Source organism: Vallitalea maricola, assembly GCF_036985595.1.
Lineage (GTDB): Bacteria > Bacillota > Clostridia > Lachnospirales > Vallitaleaceae > Vallitalea > Vallitalea maricola.
Window position 1 is genome coordinate 1 of record NZ_BTPU01000023.1, and the last position, 21,580, is coordinate 21,580.

Below are 21,580 nucleotides of genomic sequence, written 5' to 3' on the forward strand. Positions count from 1 at the left end.
AATAGTTTAATACAACTATTTAAACAGCTGATCCAAAGCTTCACAAGCTACGATTATATGGCAGTCTTAAAAGAAAACACAGCACTTCTACAACTGATTATGTATTATTTTGAACACATTGATAATGGAGAAATCAGAATCGCTAAAACTAAATCCAACGAAATATTATCTAGCGTAATAAATTATATAACTAATAATCTATCAAAAAACATTAACATTAATGATTTAGCCGAATTAGTATATCTCCATCCCAATTATTTCATAAAATACTTCAAAAAACATATGGGTACCTCGCCAAAAAATTATATGAATAAACTAAGACTAGAAAAAGCAAAGGAGCTACTTCTAATATCAGAGTTAAGTATAATAGACATATCCAAAGAAATTGGATATTCAGATTCATGCTATTTCTCTAAATATTTCAAGAAAAAAACAGGTTTCACACCGTCAGAATTTCGTAATATAAAAAGAAGATAAAAAGAGTAAGAGTTTATTTGTACTAAATATAGAAGAAAAAAGGTTCTGTGATTATATTGATGGATATATATAAGCAAAATAGTATGTGTATATGTATACACATACTATTTTGCAAATGCCAAGTCAGAACAAGACATCATTTCTGACCCATTGGCAATATAAATTAATTCAAAAAGTAATTATTTATTTTGGTTGATAAGTCTTTTCAACCACTTTTGAACAAACAGTATGTAATTTAAAATGAACAAACTCATCTTTTGGCCAAGCAGGTAATATTTCTGATTGGTCTGTATAGTCTTGTAAAAGCATTTCATTAATTGCTGTAGTCATCACACCAATAGTATCAAAATAACCACATTCAGGTATATCAGGTCTATTAGGAACTATATTACCAGGTGAAAACATCATGCCACCAGGAAATACAGAAGCATATCTGTACTGCTTCAACAATAGCTTAGCGGTTTCATCTGCAAGCCCCAAACGTGCAGCCCAAACAGCAGTCTGGGACCATCCATTAGAAGGTTCTTCATGAATACGATTATTAAATGTAAGCAGAGCAGAAGAATAATCAGGTAAAGTCTTACCAAAGAGACCGAAAGGCCAAACAGCATATAATTCAGGGTCTTCATAGTTTCTCTTATCAAGGTGATGAACGTTTTCGGCAGGCATCAGTGCATTACCTGTTTCTGGTTTCCTCCAAGTGCCTTCATATCCTTGATAATTATATTTCTTCACATTCTTATTGAACCAGTTTACACCTATAGGTAGTTCAGGTAATAACTCAAGATAGTTTTTCCATCTATTAATTACCCAGTTGTCATATCCATGTTTAATAGCTGTATTTATCAATTTAGGGATGACTGCCCTTAAACCTGCGATTTGATCACTAGGATTATCTGCTTCCCACCACGTTTCTAGAGCAGCAGATTTTTCCAAAAACAATTTACCATCCCTGATAGGAAAGTGAGTAAAGAAAAAAAGTATTATTTCATCAGCTACTGGCAACATTTTGTCAATTACGAAGGAATTGTCTTGTGTATAGCGGTAATATTCAAGCATCATCATTAACAACTCTAATGAACCTGTAAAATAATTTTTGATATAATTATTTACAACTCCTTTACCATTTCTACTGTCTCCAATTCGGCTTCCACCCCAAGAATGCATGGTTTCCAGATATATAGCTCCCTTATGTCCATATAATGATAGTGTTCTTTCCTTGGCATATTCCAAAGCATTTATGTACATATCAAAAAAAGGCATGATATAGTCTAAGTCACCACATTTGAATAAAGGCCAGTATTGAAGTCTTGTATTTTGAAACCAATAAGCTCCTCCCCAGTGTCTTCGGTCATAATCGTAGAGAAAAATTGAACCATTATGTTTAGGTGGTAATTTACCTGCCATAGATGATGCGGTAAAGTAGCGGCTTAAGTGCCAAATTGCCCTGACAGGTTGTAGCTTTGAATCTTTATTTAATTCAAATTCACTTCTAGCCCAGAAACTTTTCCACCAGCTGAAATGTGAATTTCTAAACTCATCTAAGGAAATGGTTGAAGCTCTATCTATCTTATTTATCAAACTATTGACTAAAGTATCTTTTGAATATTTACCTGAATCTGCTGCAATCAATATTCTAACTTTTCTTGACATAACTTTTTTCATTGGTAAATTATTTGAATCAGCTTTATCTACCCATACTGCTGTACCATAAGACAAATCTTTTAATGGGTCTGATAAGTTGTTATTCATTACACCAGATTGAAAGTTAATTTCATTAAAAGCAGAGCAGATGTTGGTTTCTGTAAAAAACATCATATTATCTATAAGAGTTTGTGAAACACCTTGTCTCCAAAATAGAGGACATATACTTACTTCACCATAACTATTTCTCATATCTTCTATATAGATAGAGATAACATCCAATTCTTGATGAGCTATGAACTCTGCTTTGACTTTTCCATCAGGTGTATCTGCACATATAGTCACCATACCCTTTTCTAATGATAATATTTGTTTGTAGTCCCTTGCATTAACAAATGGCTTACCATCTATCTCTAGGTTGACCTTTAGTAGAGCGGGAAGGTTACCATCACTATCAAAGCTTCCACCATGATTTATCTGTAAACATATTCCTTCATCAGGTACAAAAACTACAGCTCCAGTTTTACCGGTACCTATAGGCATACATTGCCAGCTTTCTTTTGGGCGTTTGTTATATATAATCTTTTTATTCTCATGCCAATAACCCTTGAAATCCTTAGTTCCAAAATAATTTTTAGTATCCAACATATCACCTCGTTTTATTATTATATGTTCAAGTTAATTCTAACAAAACTATGGAAATAATAAATGTAGATAATAGCCTTTGTTATGTATATAATTAACTTTCTGAATATCCAGATATTAGTTTTCGACATAATAAAGTTAGTTTCGTACATTTAGATACTATTCTCCAAGTGTTAATATTAAATTATAAAATTAAGAAGGAGATGATATATGTGGTAAGAAAAACAAGAATTGTATCTATATGTTTGGGGATAATTTGTACAGTCTGTTTATTAGTTGGAACGGGATTCGATTCCAATGTTGCATATGCCTCAGGGAACATCTATTATGTTGCTGAAACAGGTGATGATGCTAATTCTGGAACTTTAGCTTCACCTTTTAGGACTATACAAAAAGCAGCTGATATAATGACGGCAGGAGACAAATGTTATATCAGAGAAGGTGTGTATAGAGAAACAGTAATTCCTGCAAATTCTGGTTCAACAGATAATCCAATTACATTTGAGGCATATAATAATGAAAAAGTTGTGGTTAGCGGTGGTGATATCATTACCAATTGGTCACAATATTCAGGTTCTATTTATAAAGGTGATATGGATTGGGACCTTGGAGGACAAAATATTGTTGCAGTAGATGGCAACCTTTCAAATGAAGCTAGATGGCCTAATGCAGGTAGTAATTTACATACAAAATCTGTATTAGCAACTGTTGACTCAGCAACCAATGACCCATTGAATAAGTACACTATAACTGATTCTGACCTTTCATCTTTTCCAGCAGATTATTGGAATGGGGGATTAATATGGTGTCTAAATGGTCCAGAGTACTATGCTTCAGCTAGTACAATTACTGATTTTAGTTCTTCCACTCTTCATTTTGAACCATGGGCAAGAACGAATTCATGGTATTACAGTAAAAGAGGTAATAAATATTATATAACCAGGCATTTGAACGCACTTGATACAGCTAATGAATGGTATGTAGATGGAGCAAATCAAAAATTATATATATGGGTACCAGGTGGCGATAATCCTTATAATCATGTGGTAGAAGCAAAAAAAAGGACATATACTTTTGACCTGAGAAATCGTTCATATATTGATGTTAAAGGAATAGATACAATTTTAGGTTCAATAACAACTGTCGGAGCTGATAATTGTACTATCTCTGATGGGGTTTTCCAATATATTGACCAGAATTTAGATACTGGAAAAGATGCTGATACATTGACAAAAGGGATAGAATTGGGTGGAACTAATAATGTTATCAGAGATTCAGAGATTGCACATACTTTTGGAAGAGGTATTAAGGTTTCTGGAACAGATAATAAGGTTATCAACTGCTATATCCACGATGTTTCCTCAGAAGCCAGTAATGCTGGTGGCATTGATGTTTATGGAAGAAGACATCTAATAAGTCATAATACAGTTTACAGATTGGGAAGAGGTAGTATGAGAGGAAGTATACAAGACAGTATTATACAATATAACGATTTTTCATATGCTAATATGCTGACTGAAGATTCAGGAGTATTAGCTCTTGGCAGCATGGATTATCAAAATACCCAGATTCATCATAATTATGTTCATGATAATGCTGCTAACTTTTCTGATGGTGGACTATACGCAGATTGTGATACTAGAAACTTAATAATGTATCGTAATGTTGTATGGAACAATTCGGCTGTAGGATTATTATTAAATACTCCTAATAATTTTGTCCTCGCATACAACAATTCATTCTATAATAGTGGAAGTGAATCCTCCTGGGGGCAAAGTACATTATATGGAAATGACATGTATGGAGATAAGTTATTTAACAATATTTTCAGAAATGGAATATCACCAAGAAGCGGTTGCATAGTAAAGAATAATATAGTTAATGCAGACCCTGATTTTATTAATCCTTCAAATGGTGACCTTCACATTGCTTCTGATTCAATCGGAATTGATGTTGGCAGGGTACTTCCAAATATCACAGACAACTATAAAGGTAACGCTCCTGATGCAGGTGCATATGAGTATGGAGATAATTGGACAGCGGGTCATGATTTTGATAATCCACCATATCCAGTATACCAAAAACTAGATGTTCCTTATATGAACAAGGTACTTAATGGAGGTTTTGAATATTATGATTTATCATCATGGACTAAAACAGGTAATCTTGGTGCAAGAATAACTACAAGTTGTAATTGGGACTATCATTCAGCCAATTCTATGTCTAGAGGGCAAATTACTTCTGCTGTACTTGGAGGCGGTGATGGTATTGAACAAGTGGTAACAGGACTAAAACCTTCAACAACATATGTTTTTTCAGCATGGGCTAAGATTAACGGCTATCACAAAAAAGCAACTGAATATGACACTTCCTCTAATTCAAGTCATTGGAATTATGTAGATGGAGAACATGGATATTACAGGGACGTACAATACGTAGGACCTGTCAGGAACAATGATTATGTTTCATTCAATAATATTGATTTCGGTCAAAGTAAATATGATACATTTGCTATTGGCAGAAATAAAACTGTTAATACTGGTTCTATAGAAGTTAGACTTGACAGCGTAACAGGTAGACTAATTGGAACCCTCGATTTAGATACTTACAGTGCAACTTGGGCATTCAAAAGTACGCCTATCAACTCCGTAACAGGTGTTCATGACCTCTATCTAGTATTCAAGAACAGTGGATCGGCTGATATAGGATTAATAGACAGCTTTAAACTCTATAATTCAAACATGACAGACGATGTACAACTAGGAGTCAAAAATTATGGCGGCAGTGAAATTTACACAACAATAAATTCAACTTCTTGGGGTACTGAAGAAAATAAATTTCAATTTACTACAGGAACCGAAAATACAACTGCTACAATCTATGCCCATAAGCCAGATGGAGATTATTATGCATATGTAGACGATTTTGGAATTATTGAAGAATTACCTGAAAATGTATATGATTCAGAACTCATAACTAATCTTAATGTCAACGATACAGAGAATGCCATAAATTGGTCAGAAAAAGGAAATTTGCAACCAGGTTCAATACAATTTGGTGATAGAGGATATACTGTCTCCACTGTACCAGACTGTGTACTAGGCTCCGATAGGATAATGACAGCCATAGAATCCTCTGCATACACAGGAAATCCACTGGTAACATTTACAGTAGAATCAGATGTTGAAGTCTACGTAGGATACCCCGACGAAGCACCAACCCCTTCATGGTTATCTACATGGACGAACACAGGAGAAGACATAACCAATAATTACTCAAAAACATTCAGCCTCTACAAAAAAACATACACCAAAGGTTCAACAGTATCCCTAGACGCCCACGGAAGTAATCTATGGATGTATATGGTAATGGTAAAAGATATAGCTGTACCAACCCCTAAAATAACAAACTTAAGTGTAAAAGATACTCAAAACGCATCCAATTGGTCAATTATGTCTAACCTGCAATCAGGAGATGAACAATTCGGTGACAGAACATATATAATCTCATCACTACCATCCACTATTGAAGGAAGTGATTGGATTAAAACAGCCATAGACTCTTACGCATACACAGGCAATCCACTAGTAACATTCACAGTAAATTCAGATTTCCAAGTATATATAGGATATCCCGACGAAGCACCAACCCCCACATGGCTATCCACATGGACCGATACAACCGAAAACATAACCAACAATCACTCAAAAACATTCAGTCTCTACAAAAAAACATACAGCTCCGGCTCAACCGTATCCCTAAATGCCCACGAAAGCAACCTATGGATGTACATGATAATTGTAAAATAACAAAATCATCTCAGACTGTCGACAAAGTATTAATATAAAAATAGACAACGGTCGTATATTGAAATCATATATAGTGATAATAACTCTCGTTACGTTTGTTGCTTCTATCTGTTTATAAGGTATGGCAACAAGCCGTAAAAATCGTTATTATCACTATATATGATTTGCTCTGTATTTACCACTCTTAAGCTAGTTTAAAAATGTGACTTTAGCCTATAAGATCTAAACTGCTTGTCACAAAGTTATTGCATCTGCGATGATTTCCTAGAAATTATCTTTCTTTCTCTTATGCAAAAGTAATATTCTTATGCATAATTAATAAATACATACTCATATGAAGTACAAAAAAGTATGATTCAAAATACCGAGCATAGATAGTATAGGGGAATATGGAGCAGTGAGCCATGGACGGCGAACTCAGCTATTTAAACACGGACGTTTAATTAGCTGACGGAATATTCCCCTATACTATCTATGCGACCGTTATCTACATAATTCAATCACCACCAAAATCTATCAAGTTAAGATAATGACTCCATGTTAATATTAGATACCTTAATAACAATATAAAGTTAATTTATTGAACTTAATAAAAGATATTATCCTTGTGCGAATATTTCAATCACTATAAAATTATTAGTATAAGTAAAATATGTAACCATAAATAATGGATAAAAGGAGAAAACTGTCAATGTATAAGACAAATAGTGTAATATTAACTATTAATTTATTTGTCAATATTATTTTGGCAAATTCAATAATCTATTACAAATACCACTTCACTTAATACATTTCTTTAATTAGTATTATATGGAATTGATATATTATTATTAAGCAAAAACTGATTTTACATTAAAATAATAAGATGATATAATAAAAAATCAGTAATCATTAATTAGATATGGGCTAAACTAAAGGAGTTGGTAAAGTGTACGATCTTATTATTGTCGATGACGAAGAAATAATAAGGAACGGTCTAAAAAGATTTATTGATTGGGATAGTTTAAACATAAAAGTAGTTGAATTGTTTGAAGATGGTAAGGAAGCAATAGATTACTTGATTAATAATGATGTTGATATTGTTTTGACTGACATCAGGATGGCTGATAAAACTGGGCTGGATATTGCAAAATATCTATACGATTGTAAACCTTATATAAAAACTGTTTTGATTAGTGGATATAAAGAATTTGAATACGCCAAAAAAGCTATAGAATTAAATGTGGAAAATTATGTATTGAAGCCAACTAATTTTCAACAAGTGAACGATGTATTCAAAGAAGTCGTACAAAAATTAGATAAAGAAAGAAAATTTCAAAAGCAATTACCTTTGTTAAAAACACAATTCATAAATGATTTAATATACGGTGCAGTCAAAAAAGAACAGGATATTGTAAATAGAGCAAGATTAGTTGATTTTGCAGATATAATATATCATGAGTGTGCATATCTTGAATTCAGTATTATCAATAACCAAGCCTTTCTAGACAACAATTGGAATTACGGTAAAGAAAGACTAAATACAGCAATCAATAATTTTTTTGTTTCCAAAAAGAATAAAATAATATATTGTCCCCTTTTTTCAGAAGATGATAATTTTGTTATATTTGCTTATTCAAAAGACAAAGATGAAAAAAATTTCTTGGAAATACTCAATATAGAAGTTGAAAACATTTGTAAGTCAATAAAAGGTTTTATGGATTTAAGTCTTGAAATAAGTCACATCAATAACTTTAAAACATTCTTTGAATTAGCTGAATTCAATAAAAAGGTACATATTAATGAAGAACTAGGTGACGGAAGCAATAATCTTAATATCAATGTTGTTGAATACAAAAAGATAGTTCAAAAATACAAATTATTTTTTAGTAAAATAAATGAAAGTAATATTAGCGAATTAGAGAGTCTGACTCAAACTTTATTTGAACAACTATCCAATCAATCTATACAATTCTCTCAAAAAGTCATAATAGATTTATTTGCTAATCTCTCAAACAAATTTAGTCAATTAGAATTAGATATTATTAAAATAACTAATGGCAAAGTTAATTATAATTATATATTAAAAATAAATAGTATAAAAGAACTGCAGCAGTACTGTATAGAGATTTTTACTGATTTAGTTAATTTTATAGCTAAGAACAAGGATAAATCAGCTGAAAAAGTAATTGAAAAGGCTATAGCTTATATAGATGAGAAATTTTATCTAGATATTTCTTTAGAAGATGTAGCTAATCATGTATTTCTTAACTCTGTTTATTTTTGCAGATATTTTAAACAAAAGACAGGTGAAACATTTACAGATTATCTTACCAAAGTGAGAATGGAGGAAGCTATAAAACTTATTAATAAAGCTAAGTACAAGACATACGAAATTAGTAATATGGTAGGGTATAAAAGCAGTAAATATTTTTCAAGAGTATTTAAGCAATATACAGGATTATCTCCAAGTGAATACGGGAAAATGTAGAAAGCAAGTGGTGGTATGATGAAAAAGAAAAATATGTGGAAGTATATAAAATCCTATAAATTTCAATCAATTCTCATTAAAAATTTTCTGCTGATTTTCTTGATTGTATTTATTCCCGTTATAATCATTACTATATCTGTTCAATCAAAATATAATAGTGCAGTAGAAGATGAAATAAAAACTGCCAATTATAATGCTGCTCTTAAAACTCAAGCGACTATTGACAGAGCCATGCAGGATACAACAAGGTTAGCTACTCATTTATCAATATCTTCAGTGTATGACTTGTTTTTTATATCTAATAAAACATTTGCAGATTATTATAATATCATTGACATTATAAATGATAGAACTACAGAGTACATCAGTTTGGATGATTATATCCATAGTGTATATTTACAATCTGATAATCTAGGTATTTTGTATGATTCCATAGATAATGCAATTAAAGAAGTTGGTTTAGAGAATTCAACATTACAAGATGAAGATTGGTATGCGAAAGATAAAGCTGACAATAACAAAATCAATAGATATTTTGCATGGAGAGAAACAAGAGATAGTAAAGTCATTAGTAATTATGTATCTGTTATACATTATGTGAGAAAAAAAAGAACTAAAATATTAGGTTCCGTAACTATAAACTTGAAAGTAAATCACTTGGCTAAAATGGCAGATATGATTTATTCTGATAATGGTGTTAAGACAATTGTTGTTGATAATGAGAGTAACAAGGTTATTATAAGCAAGAATACAGATGATTTTCTAAAAGATGTTAGTGATATTGATATATTTAACTCCATTGATTTTTCTAAGATAGATAAATCAGAAATACTATCGGTCAATAATGAACAATACATTATAACTAATATTAAGTCACAATATGGTAATTGGACATATTTATCGGTTCTTCCACTAACAAGTTATAGTAATGATGTAAACAAAATATATGATTATGTAAAGAATATCCTAATAGCTTACATGATTATAAGTCTTATATTAAGCTATTTATTAACAATAAAAACATATGAACCTGTTAGTACTGTTATGAGGATAATTGATAATCCTCAGATGTGGGATAGAGAAAAACATAAAAATAAAAATGAGGTAAAATATATATCAGATAATATATTCAAGATCATAATATCCAATACGGAATTAGAGGAAGAATTAAGAAATAAAATCATATTACTGGATAAAGCACAGAATAAAGCTTTGCAATCCCAAATGAATCCCCACTTTTTATTCAACACTCTGGAAGCAATAAATTGGACTGCGATTGAATTACTGGATGGCTATAATGAAGCCTCTGATATGATTTCTAATCTATCTGAAGTATTAAGGTATTCTCTGGATGGAGAACAGTTCAGTTCAGTAAAAGATGAAGTGAAATATTGTAAGATATATATAAATATCATGAAAAAAAGATATAAGAATAAACTTGAAGTCAAATGGAATATCCAAGAAGAAGTATATGATAATAGGATAATGAAACTAACCCTACAGCCAATCATTGAAAATGCAATATATCATGGAATAAAACCAAAACGGGACAAAGGGCTGATAGAAATCAGTTGTAATAGCATGAAAGACAAGCTTGAAATAACTGTAGATGATGATGGCGTAGGAATGACTAAGGAAGAAGAAATTGAGTTGAACACAAAAATCAACGATAAATACCTATTGAGAAATCAAGGAATAGGTATGTACAATGTAAATCAACGTATAAAATTATTGTATGGAGATGAGTATGGTCTTAAGGTTATCAGTACAAAAGGTATTGGTACAAGTATTATAATAATTCTTCCATATGAAAAATAGGAAATAAAGGGCTGTCAGATAATAAAATATTTTATCTTGATAGCCCCATTGTTTTCTTTATTAATATACCTGAATTTAACAGGTTTTATAAAATTGTATACCCATGTAAAAATAGTGAACCACACCATATTTTTATTGGTAAAAATGCATACCTGTTAATTAATTATTTAGAATTTAAAACATTTATCTATGATGTTATTATTAATATATCGAAGCGGCACAATTAATAATAGACAGAAAAGAAGGTGAGATTAATGAAGAAAATGAAGAAAACATCAAAGAATTCAACTAAGAAAAATCTAGAATTATTAATATTAACATTACCTGCTATATTAGCTTATTTTATCTTTAACTATATTCCAATGTTCGGAGCGATAATTGCTTTTAAAGATTATAAAGCACCAAAAGGTATTTTAGGAAGTGCGTGGAATGGATTAGAAAATTTTAAATTCTTTTTTACCTCACAAGATGCATGGAGAATTACAAGAAATACCGTTGGATATGCATTGATATTTATTGTAGTTAATCTTGTGGCAGGAGTTTTTGTAGCATTATTACTATATGAAGTAAGAAGTAGAAAAGCACTAAAATTTTATCAAACTTCAATGATGTTGCCAAGATTTTTGTCTTGGGTAATTGTAGGATATATAACATACACACTTTTAAGTCCTACTATGGGTATCTTAAACCAAGTGATTGAAATGTTTGGAGGACAACCCGTTGATTGGTATTCAAAAGTGTCAGCTTGGCCATGGATATTGATAATAACTAATACCTGGAAAGTAATAGGTCTAAATAGTATTATGTATTATGCAGCATTGATGGGTATTGATAAAGCATATTTTGAAGCTGCAGAGATTGATGGAGCTAATAGATTTCAACAGATTATTCATATTTCTTTACCTAGCATTAAACCACTTATGATAGTACTTACATTATTAGCCTTTGGTAATATATTCAGAGGAGATTTCGGTTTGTTCTACGTTATTCCTAGAGATGTAGGAGTGTTATATCCAGCGACAGATATAATTGATACATATGTTTATCGTGGTCTAAGAACTGGTAACCTAGGGATTACTGCTGCTGTAGGACTTTTCCAATCACTAGTAGGATTTGTAATGATTGTTACTATGAACGGAATAGTGAGAAAGGTAGAACCTGATTCATCATTATTTTAATTATCGTAAGGGAAATGGAGTGAATAATATGTCTGTAGTGAAAAAGAAAAGGATAACTTATAGAACTTGGATAAATCTATATTTTATAATTATGTCCATTACGTTTATTTTACCTTTCTTATTAATAGTTTCAGCATCTTTAACTAATGAGGATATATTGGCTAAAGAAGGATTTAAGATAATCCCGCCTTTTATAGATTGGACAGGATACAAATTTGTATTTAGTAATGTTGGTGAAATTTTAAGAGCATATGCAATAACAACTTTTCAAGCATTTTTTGGAACTTTTTTATCTGTTTTAGTTATGACTCTATGTGCATACCCGTTATCAAGAAAAGATTTCAAATTCCGTAAACCAATTACATTCTTTGTGTTTTTCACAATGTTGTTCAACGGTGGTTTGATTCCAACATATTTATTGAACTATAAATATTTACATCTAGGAAATACCATATGGATATACATACTGCCAACACTTTGTTCAGCATTTTATATTATTATTTTTAGAACATTCTTCCAAGGGTTACCTATTTCATTGGTTGAATCAGCAAAGCTTGATGGGGCTAGTGAAATAAGAATATTCTTCCAAATAATATTACCACTGTCAAAACCAGTATTAGCGACAGTAGCATTACTAACATTATTAACAAAATGGAATGATTGGTATACAAGTTTGATTTATATTACGGATTCACACTTATATACATTACAATTCTTGTTGAAGAGAATACTTCAAGAAGTAGAGTTCTTAAGGTATATGGCAAATAATACACCGCCAGGTATAGACTTGAGTTACCTTGAAGATATGCCAGTTGAAACATTGAAATTCGCAATGTGTATTATTGCAGCTGGACCAATGTTATTGGTATTCCCATTCTTCCAAAAGTATTTTGCGAAAGGGTTAACAGTAGGTTCAGTTAAAGGTTAAATAGTTAGTTGTAGGTATAATCCTATAATTATAGATTAGTAATAGTTTTAAAACAGAACCAGAAATAGAAAGGGGAATTTACATGAAAAATTTTAAAAAAGGTATTAGCATTTTATTAGCAGTTGTATTTATCCTTAGTATCACATTGATGGGTTGTAAAAGTAGTGATACAAAGAAAACAGATAGTGGTTCAAAAGATAGTGGCACAACAGCAAAAAAAGATGAAGATGTAAAAGTATTGAAAATATTTTTAGGTGGAGACGAAAAAGAGAAACAAGAGGAAGTCTTTGCAGCAGCAAACGAAATGTTAAAGACTAAGCTGCCAGGTGTTCAAATGGATATTGAAGTTATTCCTTATGGTAACTGGATTGAAAGATGGAAACTTCTAACAGCAGCAGGAGATCAAATGGATATAGCATGGATTGGCTGGATGTTAAATTTTGATACAATATCAAGAGAAGAAATGTTAACTCCACTAGAAGGTCTAATTGAAAAGAATTGTCCTGAAATCAAAGATGTAATACCACAATTTGTTTTTGATAAGGCTACTGTTGATGGACACGTTTATGCAGTTCCTAACTATCAACAAATGGTTGAAATGAGAAGAGGTATTAGACTATATAAACATTTGGCTGATGAATATGTTGATGTAGCTGCATTAGAAGAACAATTTACAAAAGATTTAACTTTTGATCAAGATGATTGGGATGCATTAGAAGTATATTTCAAAAAAGCTAAAGAAAATGGTACATTGCAAAAAGGACCATCACCATCTATTAGCTGGTTATACAGAAATGGATATGAACCTATAGCAAATCAAGATTCACCTGTTGCCATTAAAATTGGTGATGAATCATGTACTGTTCTTAATAAATTTGCAACTCCTCAGTATAAAACAATGATACATACTATGGCTGACTGGTATGAAAAAGGATATATCAGAGAAGATGTACTAGCAGTAGAATCATTTGATAAACCTCGTGCAGATGAATTTGTAAAAGATGGTAATATTTCATGGGTACATGAAACTCTTAAAGATCAAGACAAAAAAGATACTAAGAGAGCAAACGATGCAGGTAATGATGTAGAGCTTGTTGTAGTTCCAACTACAGATTTTCAATATCTAGCTCCATATGGAACGGCTACTAACCTTGCAATACCATTTACAGCAAAATATCCAGATGAAGCAATTAAATTAATAAACTTACTTAATACTGATAAAGAATTCTATAATCTAATGGTTTACGGTCTAGAAGGTAAGAACTATGAGAAGATTGATGAAAATACAATTAAAATAACTGATAAAGATTCTTATGGTTTAGCAAACTGGGCAACAGGAAATACATTACTTGGTTATGAGATTGAAGGCGGAGTTAAAGGTTGGTCAACCTATCTTGATCAAATGCATAGAGAAGCTAAACAATCATACCTAATGGGCTTTAAAGTAGATACAGAAAAATATTCAACTACTTTACAACAATTAGATACAATCATCAAAGAATATCAAAATGCATTAGAGTTCGGTGCTCTAGGTTCTAGTGTAGATGAGAAATACGAAGAATTCTTAGATAAGTTAGATAAAGCTGGAATCGATAAAGTAATTGAAGGATTCCAACAACAAATTGATGAATTCTTAGCATCAAAAAAATAATCAAGTTGAACTTCTAAATTATATAAATAATTAAAAATGATGAAAAATAGGCTTTAGAATATACCTTTCGGTTTTCTAAAGCCATTTTCAAAATGATATAAATAACTCAACTTTCCTATTTCATTATTCTATGCAGGTAAGCTAATTAAAAGGCTTTGCAGAATAAAAATATAGGTGTTTCTTCTATCTTTTTATTCTGCAAACCAAACCTATAACCTTAATTTACCTGCATTAAATTAAAGGTTGGAAAGTTGAGTAACCACTAATAAGCACTTAATCATTTATATGGAGGTATAAAAAATGAAACCCGTTCAAGTCAATATTGGGGAGGCAATAATTGAAGCATTCTGGGCTCCAGAACTAAGAAATTTCCAAGAATGGAAGATTGAAGATACAAAAACAAAAGGTCTTGAATTCCAAGAAACATGGTGCGCAGAAGCCTTTAGCTGGATACAAAGACCATTAAACGGACCATCACTAAAAATATCAAAAGAATATAGTTTAGACTGTACTAAATTTGATAAATTGATTTTAGCAATTAATTCACCATCTAAATCAAGGGTTAAAATTATTGCTGATACAGAAAATGGTATAATCGAAGAATTATCAGACGAATTTACAGATTTCTCAGAAGAAATTCAGCTGGATTTAGGTAATAGCAAGAAAATAAATAAAATTATAATTGAAATCTATACCAATGAAGATGGCTTTCAAGGAGGACATTTCAAGTGGATAATGCTCCAGAACTCAGATTTATTAAATGAATATCTAGAGCAATACAATAATTATGATAGTAAGTGGATAGGATATCTTAAGGATGAAAACTACAATCCAGAATTTAAACCAACATATAATCTTATTGTTGATGAAGAAGAACTAGTGAAGTTAAGAAATTATCATATGATTCATGAAAAACTTACAGGTAAATCAATGTATGCTGATTATGTTAAAGAATTAAAGCATGAAATTCCAGAAGATATGATCCATGATTATGTAATATTTTGGACTGACCAAAGATTCGCAAGAACAAGAGATTATATGAAGCGGTTAACATTAAAAGGACCATTATTGGCTTCTGCTGGTTTAATATTAAAGGATAAATCATTATTGAGATTAGCAGCTAGATATGCAATGTCATTAGCCATGTGCACTAATTGGAATGATTCTTTTATTACTGAATTCAAAGCTGGTTATTGGGAACATAGAGCTTTCGTAAAAGCAGTAATTTGTTACGAAATAAGTATGGTTCTTGATTTAGCTGGTGAAATGTTTACTGATCTTGGGAGAGATTTAATACTTAGAAGATTAGGTGAAGAGGCTATTGGTGGTATTAATTATATTACATGGAAACATGATTATATATTTGATAATAACCAATTAGTATGGTTTACTTATGGTAGAATGTTAGCTTATGCAGTATTAGAACAGCACTTCAACCATGTCAAGCCTTATACAGATATAGCATATAAAGAGCTTGTGGAAAATATAGATAATATAATTTTTGAAGACGGTGCTTATGGAGAAGGACCAAATTATTATAACTGCATAGGTGACAATGCCAACTTTGCTACATATATTTATGCTAAGCTTAGAGGATTGAAATTTAAAGATATTGTTCCAGATAAGATTATGAAAACTGCTGATTTTGTAGAATGTCTTCAATCAACAGTTCCATCACAGGACGTGATACCAGTTTGTGACGGAGAACCAAGATTCAAAAAACCAACACTAGCGTATATGGCTTATTTACTTCCCAATAGTCATTGGACGACTATTCTGCATAAATCTCTTAATAGAGAGGAAAAAATACCTAGTGATATACTTGCATTCAATTTCATCAGGGAATTCAATAAGAAAGATATAATAAACAGAAGTTTTATATCTTTACCAGAAATGGGAAGCGTATCATCACTGAGGAAGCTTGATGACCAATGGTTGAAGATATTTATATTTGGGAATAAGGCTAACGTGGACCATGCTCATGAAGATAAAGGAAGTTTTGTAATCGAATTTTGCAATGAGACATTTGCTATGGATCCAGGTAGTGGCAATTATTCTAGTGAAGTATCTAATTTAGTTAAACAAGCATATAGACACAATACTTCAGTACCATATGGTAATCTAGAAAAAAGACCTCAACCAGAAAGACCTAATACAAAAGATATTAAGGTTATAGCTAATGGTGATGAACGAAGTTTTAATGGTAAAGTTGACTTAAGTTATACATGGAGAGAATTCTTCAATGAGTATACTCGTGAATATTTATCATCAACACCAGATGAATTGATAATCAAAGAAAAGTATGATTTGAAAAAAGGAGAGGGTATTGACTTTGGATGGAGTACCCAACTAGATGTAAAAGTAGAGGAAAATCAAGTAGTAATAAGCGGGGATAAAGGTGAGGCAGTAATAACTATACCAGAGGAAGTAAGTGTAGAAGTTACAGAACTAAGACTTTTCGACGAAAATAGTTTTCAAAAAAGAATATCATTCAAGAAATCCTGTAAAAAAGGAGAATTAGTAATTAAAGTTCTATTTCGAGTATACTAGCAACATAATAATTAAGAAGATACATAGGAGGCATTTACTATGGCAAAAGTTGATGGATTCGCTAGGATTGCGTTAAATGGCATAGATAACAACAAAGAAGAATTAGAAGAAATAAAACCAGCAGGATTTGTAAAGGAATATTTTAAAAGTAGTGAAGATATTGTAAGTCCTATCATAGAAAAAAGTTATCAAGAAAAACTTGATGACTTCAGTAAAGGAATTGAAGAACTAAAACAAAGATATTTACCTTTCTTAGAAGACTATACACCAAAGCTTCAAATGGAAAGAGAACGATTTGAACTGAATGATTTTCAATTTCGATATGAGGAAGATGAAGATAAAAGAGATTTTGCCAGAATCCTAAATGGTCAAGGAGAATTCCAACAAGTAACTATACCTGACTACAAAGGTCCTATCGGCAAATGGACAGGATATTATAGAAAAGAATTCCAATGTGGTTATGACGCCAATACAGATGAAAGAATATATATTAGATTTTTAGGAGTAGATTATATTGCTAATATATATCTCAATGGAAAATTCATTGGAAATCATGAAGGTTTCTTTGCACCATTTGAATTTGATGTAACAGATTATATTTACACAGATAAAAACAATACCCTAGTAGTAGAAGTTCAAAACGATGCACCAACCCTTGGTATAGATATTGGTGATGATAAAATAGATGGAGATAAGATATATGCTGCAACTGGATATGGCTGGGATGATAGTGAAAAAGGATGGCATCACTGCCCACCAGGAGCTGGAATATGTCATAAGATCATTGTAGAAAAAAGAAATAAGTATTTTATTAATGATATCTTTGTAAGACCAGACATTGATAAGAGTAAAGCTGAAGTATGGGTAGAAATATATAATACAGATTTTGCTAATGTAGAATTGAATCTAAAGATGTCCATTTACTCTAAGAACTTCAAAGGCTACGCAGACGAAAACATTGAATTTGAAATTGAGAAATGTGGGCCTTATGTAAACTACTATAGAACCATTGTGGATATCAAGGATATGAAGATATGGGAATCTGATAACCCTTATCTATACAAGGTAAGAATGGATTTATTTAAAGATGATAAATTGGTAGACCAAAAAGCTAGACATTTTGGTATGAGAAAATTTCATATGGATGAGACCGAAGCTGTTAAAGGAACTCTATACCTTAATAATGAAAAAGTAATCCTTAGAGGTGCCAACACAATGGGACATATGCAGCAATGTGTTTATAACGGGGATTTTGACTTATTGATTAAAGATATTTTAATAGCTAAATATTGTAATATGAATTACTATAGATTGACTCAACGTCCTGTACAAGAAGAAATATATGATTATTGCGATTGCCTGGGAATGATGCTGCAAACAGACCTGCCATTTTTTGGATGGATAAGAAGAAATAAATTCTGTGAAGCCATCAGGCAATCAGAAGAGATGGAAAGATTAATCAGAAGTCATCCTTCTAATATAATGGTTACATATATTAATGAGCCTTTCCCAGCATCATGGGGATTCAAAGGACATAGAAGTCTACTTAGAAATGAAATGGAAGAATTCTTTGAGGCGGCAAGCAAAGCTATTAGATTGAATAACCCTGATAGAGTAATAAAAAATGTAGAAGGAGACTATGACCCTCCTACAAGAACAGGATTATCAGACTTCCATTGTTATAACATGTGGTACACTAACCATGCACTACCTATTGGCAAGTTACACAAAGGATATCTGCCAGCAATAAAAAAAGGATGGAAAACAGGATGCGGTGAATACGGTACTGAAGGCTTAGATCCTTTGGAGATTATGTTGGAAGACTATCCAAAAGACTGGATTCCAGATAATATTCATGACCAGTGGACTCCACAAGATGTTGTAAATTCACAATCATATACAATGCACGGGGATTGGTTTGAAGAACAAGACAATATAGTTGATTGGATTAAAGAAAGTCAGAAGCACCAAGCGCTTGCAACAAAACTTATGAATGATGCCTTTAGAAGAAGAAGTGATGTTCTTATATCAACAGCAGTACACTTATTAATAGATGCATGGCCATCAGGATGGATGAAAACACTTGTTGATTATAGAAGAAAGCCAAAACCAGCATATTTTACTTTCAAAGAGACTCTAGAACCTGTCAGAGTTAATCTTAGAAGTGATAAGTTCACAGTTTATACTGGAGAAGAGATAGAAATAGAATGTTTCTCATTAAATGATACACCAAGGAAAATGGATGGCAAAATTATTATTACAATTAGAACAGATGAAGAAGATATATGTTCATTTGAAAAAGAATTGACAATACAAGATTCCATTTCCATCTACTGTGGAAGCATTAAATTCGTGATACCTGAAATAAGCAATGAAAAAGAATTTGTTCATATAGACTCTGTCTTGATTAACAACAAAAACGAAATTATAAACCAAGAAAGACTTAGTTTAGTTGCAATGAATAGAGATAATACAAACGTTGAAATCACTACCATTGGCTTTGATAAATCAATCGAGGAAGGACTTAACAAATTAAATCTTGAATCTGATAATGTTGCTAGTAACAAATTTATAGTAATTGATAAAAATGGCTTTGAAAACCAATATGACAATATAATTGACAATGTGAAAAATGGTGGAAAAGCGTTGATTTCACTAAACGATATAAAAGAATGCACCATTGAAGGACAAAAATATGGTGTCAAGATTCTAGGTGAAAAAGGAGCAGACTCCCAAACAGGAAAAGGACTTTTCTTTGTAGCAAGAAATGAAAATCATAACTTTACAAAAGACAATAAAGATAAAGATTATTCATTCATGTACGATAAGAAAACCGATAGTTTCGATTTCATTACCGAAGATGGTATAGTCGGTGACGTAGATGAACATATATTATTTACTTACAAAACACCTGAATTCGGAGTCAATCTAAAAGGACCAAAAGAAAAAGTAGGAATATTAAGCGAGAAAAAAATAGGCAAAGGAACCCTATATTTCTCAACCATAAAAATAGATAGATTACTAGGAGAGAATCCATATTTGGATAAATTAATAAAAAGGATTATGAAGTAATTCAATTATATGGATTATGACATTTCAAAAAAGCAAGTCAGAATAAGAAACTACCCTGACTTGCTTTTTGGCTTATTAAAAGAATAACTAATTTTACACAATTGGAATAGCCAATAAGTTATACTAATCAGAAGAAACAGTTTTTCTGACCGACTTGCAATATAACATAATTTAAAAAACAGTGAAAAACAAAAATAACTTGATGAAAATAAAATAATTTTATATAATATAGTAAACGATTACTATAGATTTGAAAATATAGAAGAAAATGATGGGATGATAGTATGGTCACTATAAAACAAGTAGCAGAAAAAGCAAATGTATCGACAGCAACAGTATCTAGAGTCATTAATGGAAACTATCCAGTTAGTGAAAAAGTAAAAAATAAGGTTATGAAAACTATAAAAGAATTAGGATATAGACCTAATTCAATAGCAAGAAGCCTTAAATGTAATAAAACATATATGGTAGGAATGGTTGTACCAGACATCTCTAATAATTATTTCATGGATATTGCAAGAGGTGTAGAAAGTGTTATCAGCCCTCTAGGATATAGTCTTATCTTCTGCAGCACTGATGAAAATACAGACAAAGAATTAAGACTGTTGAACGCATTAAATGATAAAAGAGTAGATTACGTCCTGTTGGCATCAAGTACACAAGAAGACCATAAATTACAAAAATTTATAGACCAAGGTATGAACATTATTATGATTGATACAAGCCTGGAGAATCTTCAGACAGATAGTGTAGTAGAAGACAATTATAATGCAACATATAAGCTGATTTCATATGTTATAGACCAAGGGCATAAGAGAATTGGTGCGGTAAATGGACTACTAAGTGTTAGTACAGCAAAAGAACGCTATAATGGCTTTTGCAAGGCATTAGAAGACCATGATATTCCTTTAGAACAATCATATATAGTAAACGGTGCTTATAATAGAAGAAAAACATATGAAGAAGTAAAATTTATGATTCAAAGAAATATAAATAAGCTTCCAACTGTACTATTTGCAGCTAATAATGATATGGCAGAAGGTGCAATGATAGCATTAAAAGAAATGAATCTTAAAATACCTGATGATATATCTTTAGTTTCATTTGGGGATATTAATCTAGCTGAATTGATTGAACCTAGATTGACTATAATATCCCAGAATGCTGTATTAATTGGAGAGAAAGCTGGAGAGTTAATGTTGAAAAAAGTTTCTGGTAATAGTGAGCATGATATTACCAAAGTCACAATACCATCAGAAATCATCATAAGAAATTCCGTAAAATCAATTTGAAATTATATTTTATAATTATACAAATTCTTTATAAAAACATTAGGAG

The 21,580-nt window shown here is 31.3% G+C and carries 11 protein-coding genes; 10 read left to right on the top strand and 1 reads right to left on the bottom strand.

From position 1 onward, the window contains the following. A partial coding sequence (locus AACQ14_RS07305) for a helix-turn-helix domain-containing protein (RefSeq protein WP_339362924.1) occupies positions 1-477 on the top strand: 477 nt, incomplete at its 5' end. A gap of 183 nt (positions 478-660) precedes the next feature. On the opposite strand, the gene AACQ14_RS07310 is transcribed toward AACQ14_RS07305, so the two are convergent. Next, positions 661-2,766 carry a DUF5703 domain-containing protein gene (locus AACQ14_RS07310; protein ID WP_339362925.1) on the bottom strand — a complete coding sequence of 702 codons (2,106 nt, stop codon included), beginning with the start codon at positions 2,764-2,766 and terminating at the stop codon, positions 661-663. A gap of 212 nt (positions 2,767-2,978) precedes the next feature. On the opposite strand from AACQ14_RS07310, the gene AACQ14_RS07315 reads away from it, so the two are divergent. From AACQ14_RS07315 to AACQ14_RS07355, 9 genes are all read left to right on the top strand, one after another. Beyond that, on the top strand, positions 2,979-6,575 hold the full coding sequence (locus tag AACQ14_RS07315; RefSeq protein WP_339362926.1) for a carbohydrate-binding protein: 3,597 nt from the start codon (positions 2,979-2,981) through the stop codon (positions 6,573-6,575). 928 nt (positions 6,576-7,503) lie between these two features. Next, complete coding sequence (locus AACQ14_RS07320) at positions 7,504-9,045, top strand: response regulator transcription factor (protein ID WP_339362927.1); 1,542 nt, start codon at positions 7,504-7,506, stop codon at positions 9,043-9,045. An 18-nt stretch (positions 9,046-9,063) separates the two neighbouring features. Continuing rightward, positions 9,064-10,863 (top strand): sensor histidine kinase, encoded by a 1,800-nt coding sequence (locus AACQ14_RS07325; RefSeq protein WP_339362928.1) that lies wholly within the window; start codon positions 9,064-9,066, stop codon positions 10,861-10,863. A gap of 254 nt (positions 10,864-11,117) precedes the next feature. After that, positions 11,118-12,041: an ABC transporter permease gene (locus tag AACQ14_RS07330; protein WP_339362929.1), complete on the top strand. Its 924-nt coding sequence runs from the start codon at positions 11,118-11,120 to the stop codon at positions 12,039-12,041. A gap of 28 nt (positions 12,042-12,069) precedes the next feature. Further along, positions 12,070-12,969, top strand: a complete 900-nt coding sequence (locus AACQ14_RS07335; protein ID WP_339362930.1) for a carbohydrate ABC transporter permease — start codon at positions 12,070-12,072, stop codon at positions 12,967-12,969. A gap of 82 nt (positions 12,970-13,051) precedes the next feature. Continuing rightward, entirely contained in the window at positions 13,052-14,620 is a 1,569-nt protein-coding gene (locus AACQ14_RS07340; protein ID WP_339362932.1) for an ABC transporter substrate-binding protein, read from the top strand. A 300-nt stretch (positions 14,621-14,920) separates the two neighbouring features. Continuing rightward, on the top strand, positions 14,921-17,170 hold the full coding sequence (locus AACQ14_RS07345) for a hypothetical protein (RefSeq protein WP_339362933.1): 2,250 nt from the start codon (positions 14,921-14,923) through the stop codon (positions 17,168-17,170). A 39-nt stretch (positions 17,171-17,209) separates the two neighbouring features. Continuing rightward, a complete protein-coding gene (locus AACQ14_RS07350; protein ID WP_339362934.1) occupies positions 17,210-20,242 on the top strand; it encodes a glycosyl hydrolase 2 galactose-binding domain-containing protein in 3,033 nt (1,010 codons plus the stop codon). A 284-nt stretch (positions 20,243-20,526) separates the two neighbouring features. Next, positions 20,527-21,534: a LacI family DNA-binding transcriptional regulator gene (locus AACQ14_RS07355; protein ID WP_339362936.1), complete on the top strand. Its 1,008-nt coding sequence runs from the start codon at positions 20,527-20,529 to the stop codon at positions 21,532-21,534. Positions 21,535-21,580 lie beyond the last annotated feature (46 nt).

Excerpts from the sequence above, each read along its gene's own strand:
- AACQ14_RS07340 (WP_339362932.1), top strand. The coding sequence starts at position 13,052 with ATGAAAAATTTTAAAAAAGGTATTAGCATTTTATTAGCAGTTGTATTT.
- AACQ14_RS07330 (WP_339362929.1), top strand. The coding sequence starts at position 11,118 with ATGAAGAAAATGAAGAAAACATCAAAGAATTCAACTAAGAAAAATCTA.
- AACQ14_RS07350 (WP_339362934.1), top strand. The coding sequence starts at position 17,210 with ATGGCAAAAGTTGATGGATTCGCTAGGATTGCGTTAAATGGCATAGAT.
- AACQ14_RS07355 (WP_339362936.1), top strand. The coding sequence starts at position 20,527 with ATGGTCACTATAAAACAAGTAGCAGAAAAAGCAAATGTATCGACAGCA.
- AACQ14_RS07325 (WP_339362928.1), top strand. The coding sequence starts at position 9,064 with ATGAAAAAGAAAAATATGTGGAAGTATATAAAATCCTATAAATTTCAA.
- AACQ14_RS07345 (WP_339362933.1), top strand. The coding sequence starts at position 14,921 with ATGAAACCCGTTCAAGTCAATATTGGGGAGGCAATAATTGAAGCATTC.
- AACQ14_RS07335 (WP_339362930.1), top strand. The coding sequence starts at position 12,070 with ATGTCTGTAGTGAAAAAGAAAAGGATAACTTATAGAACTTGGATAAAT.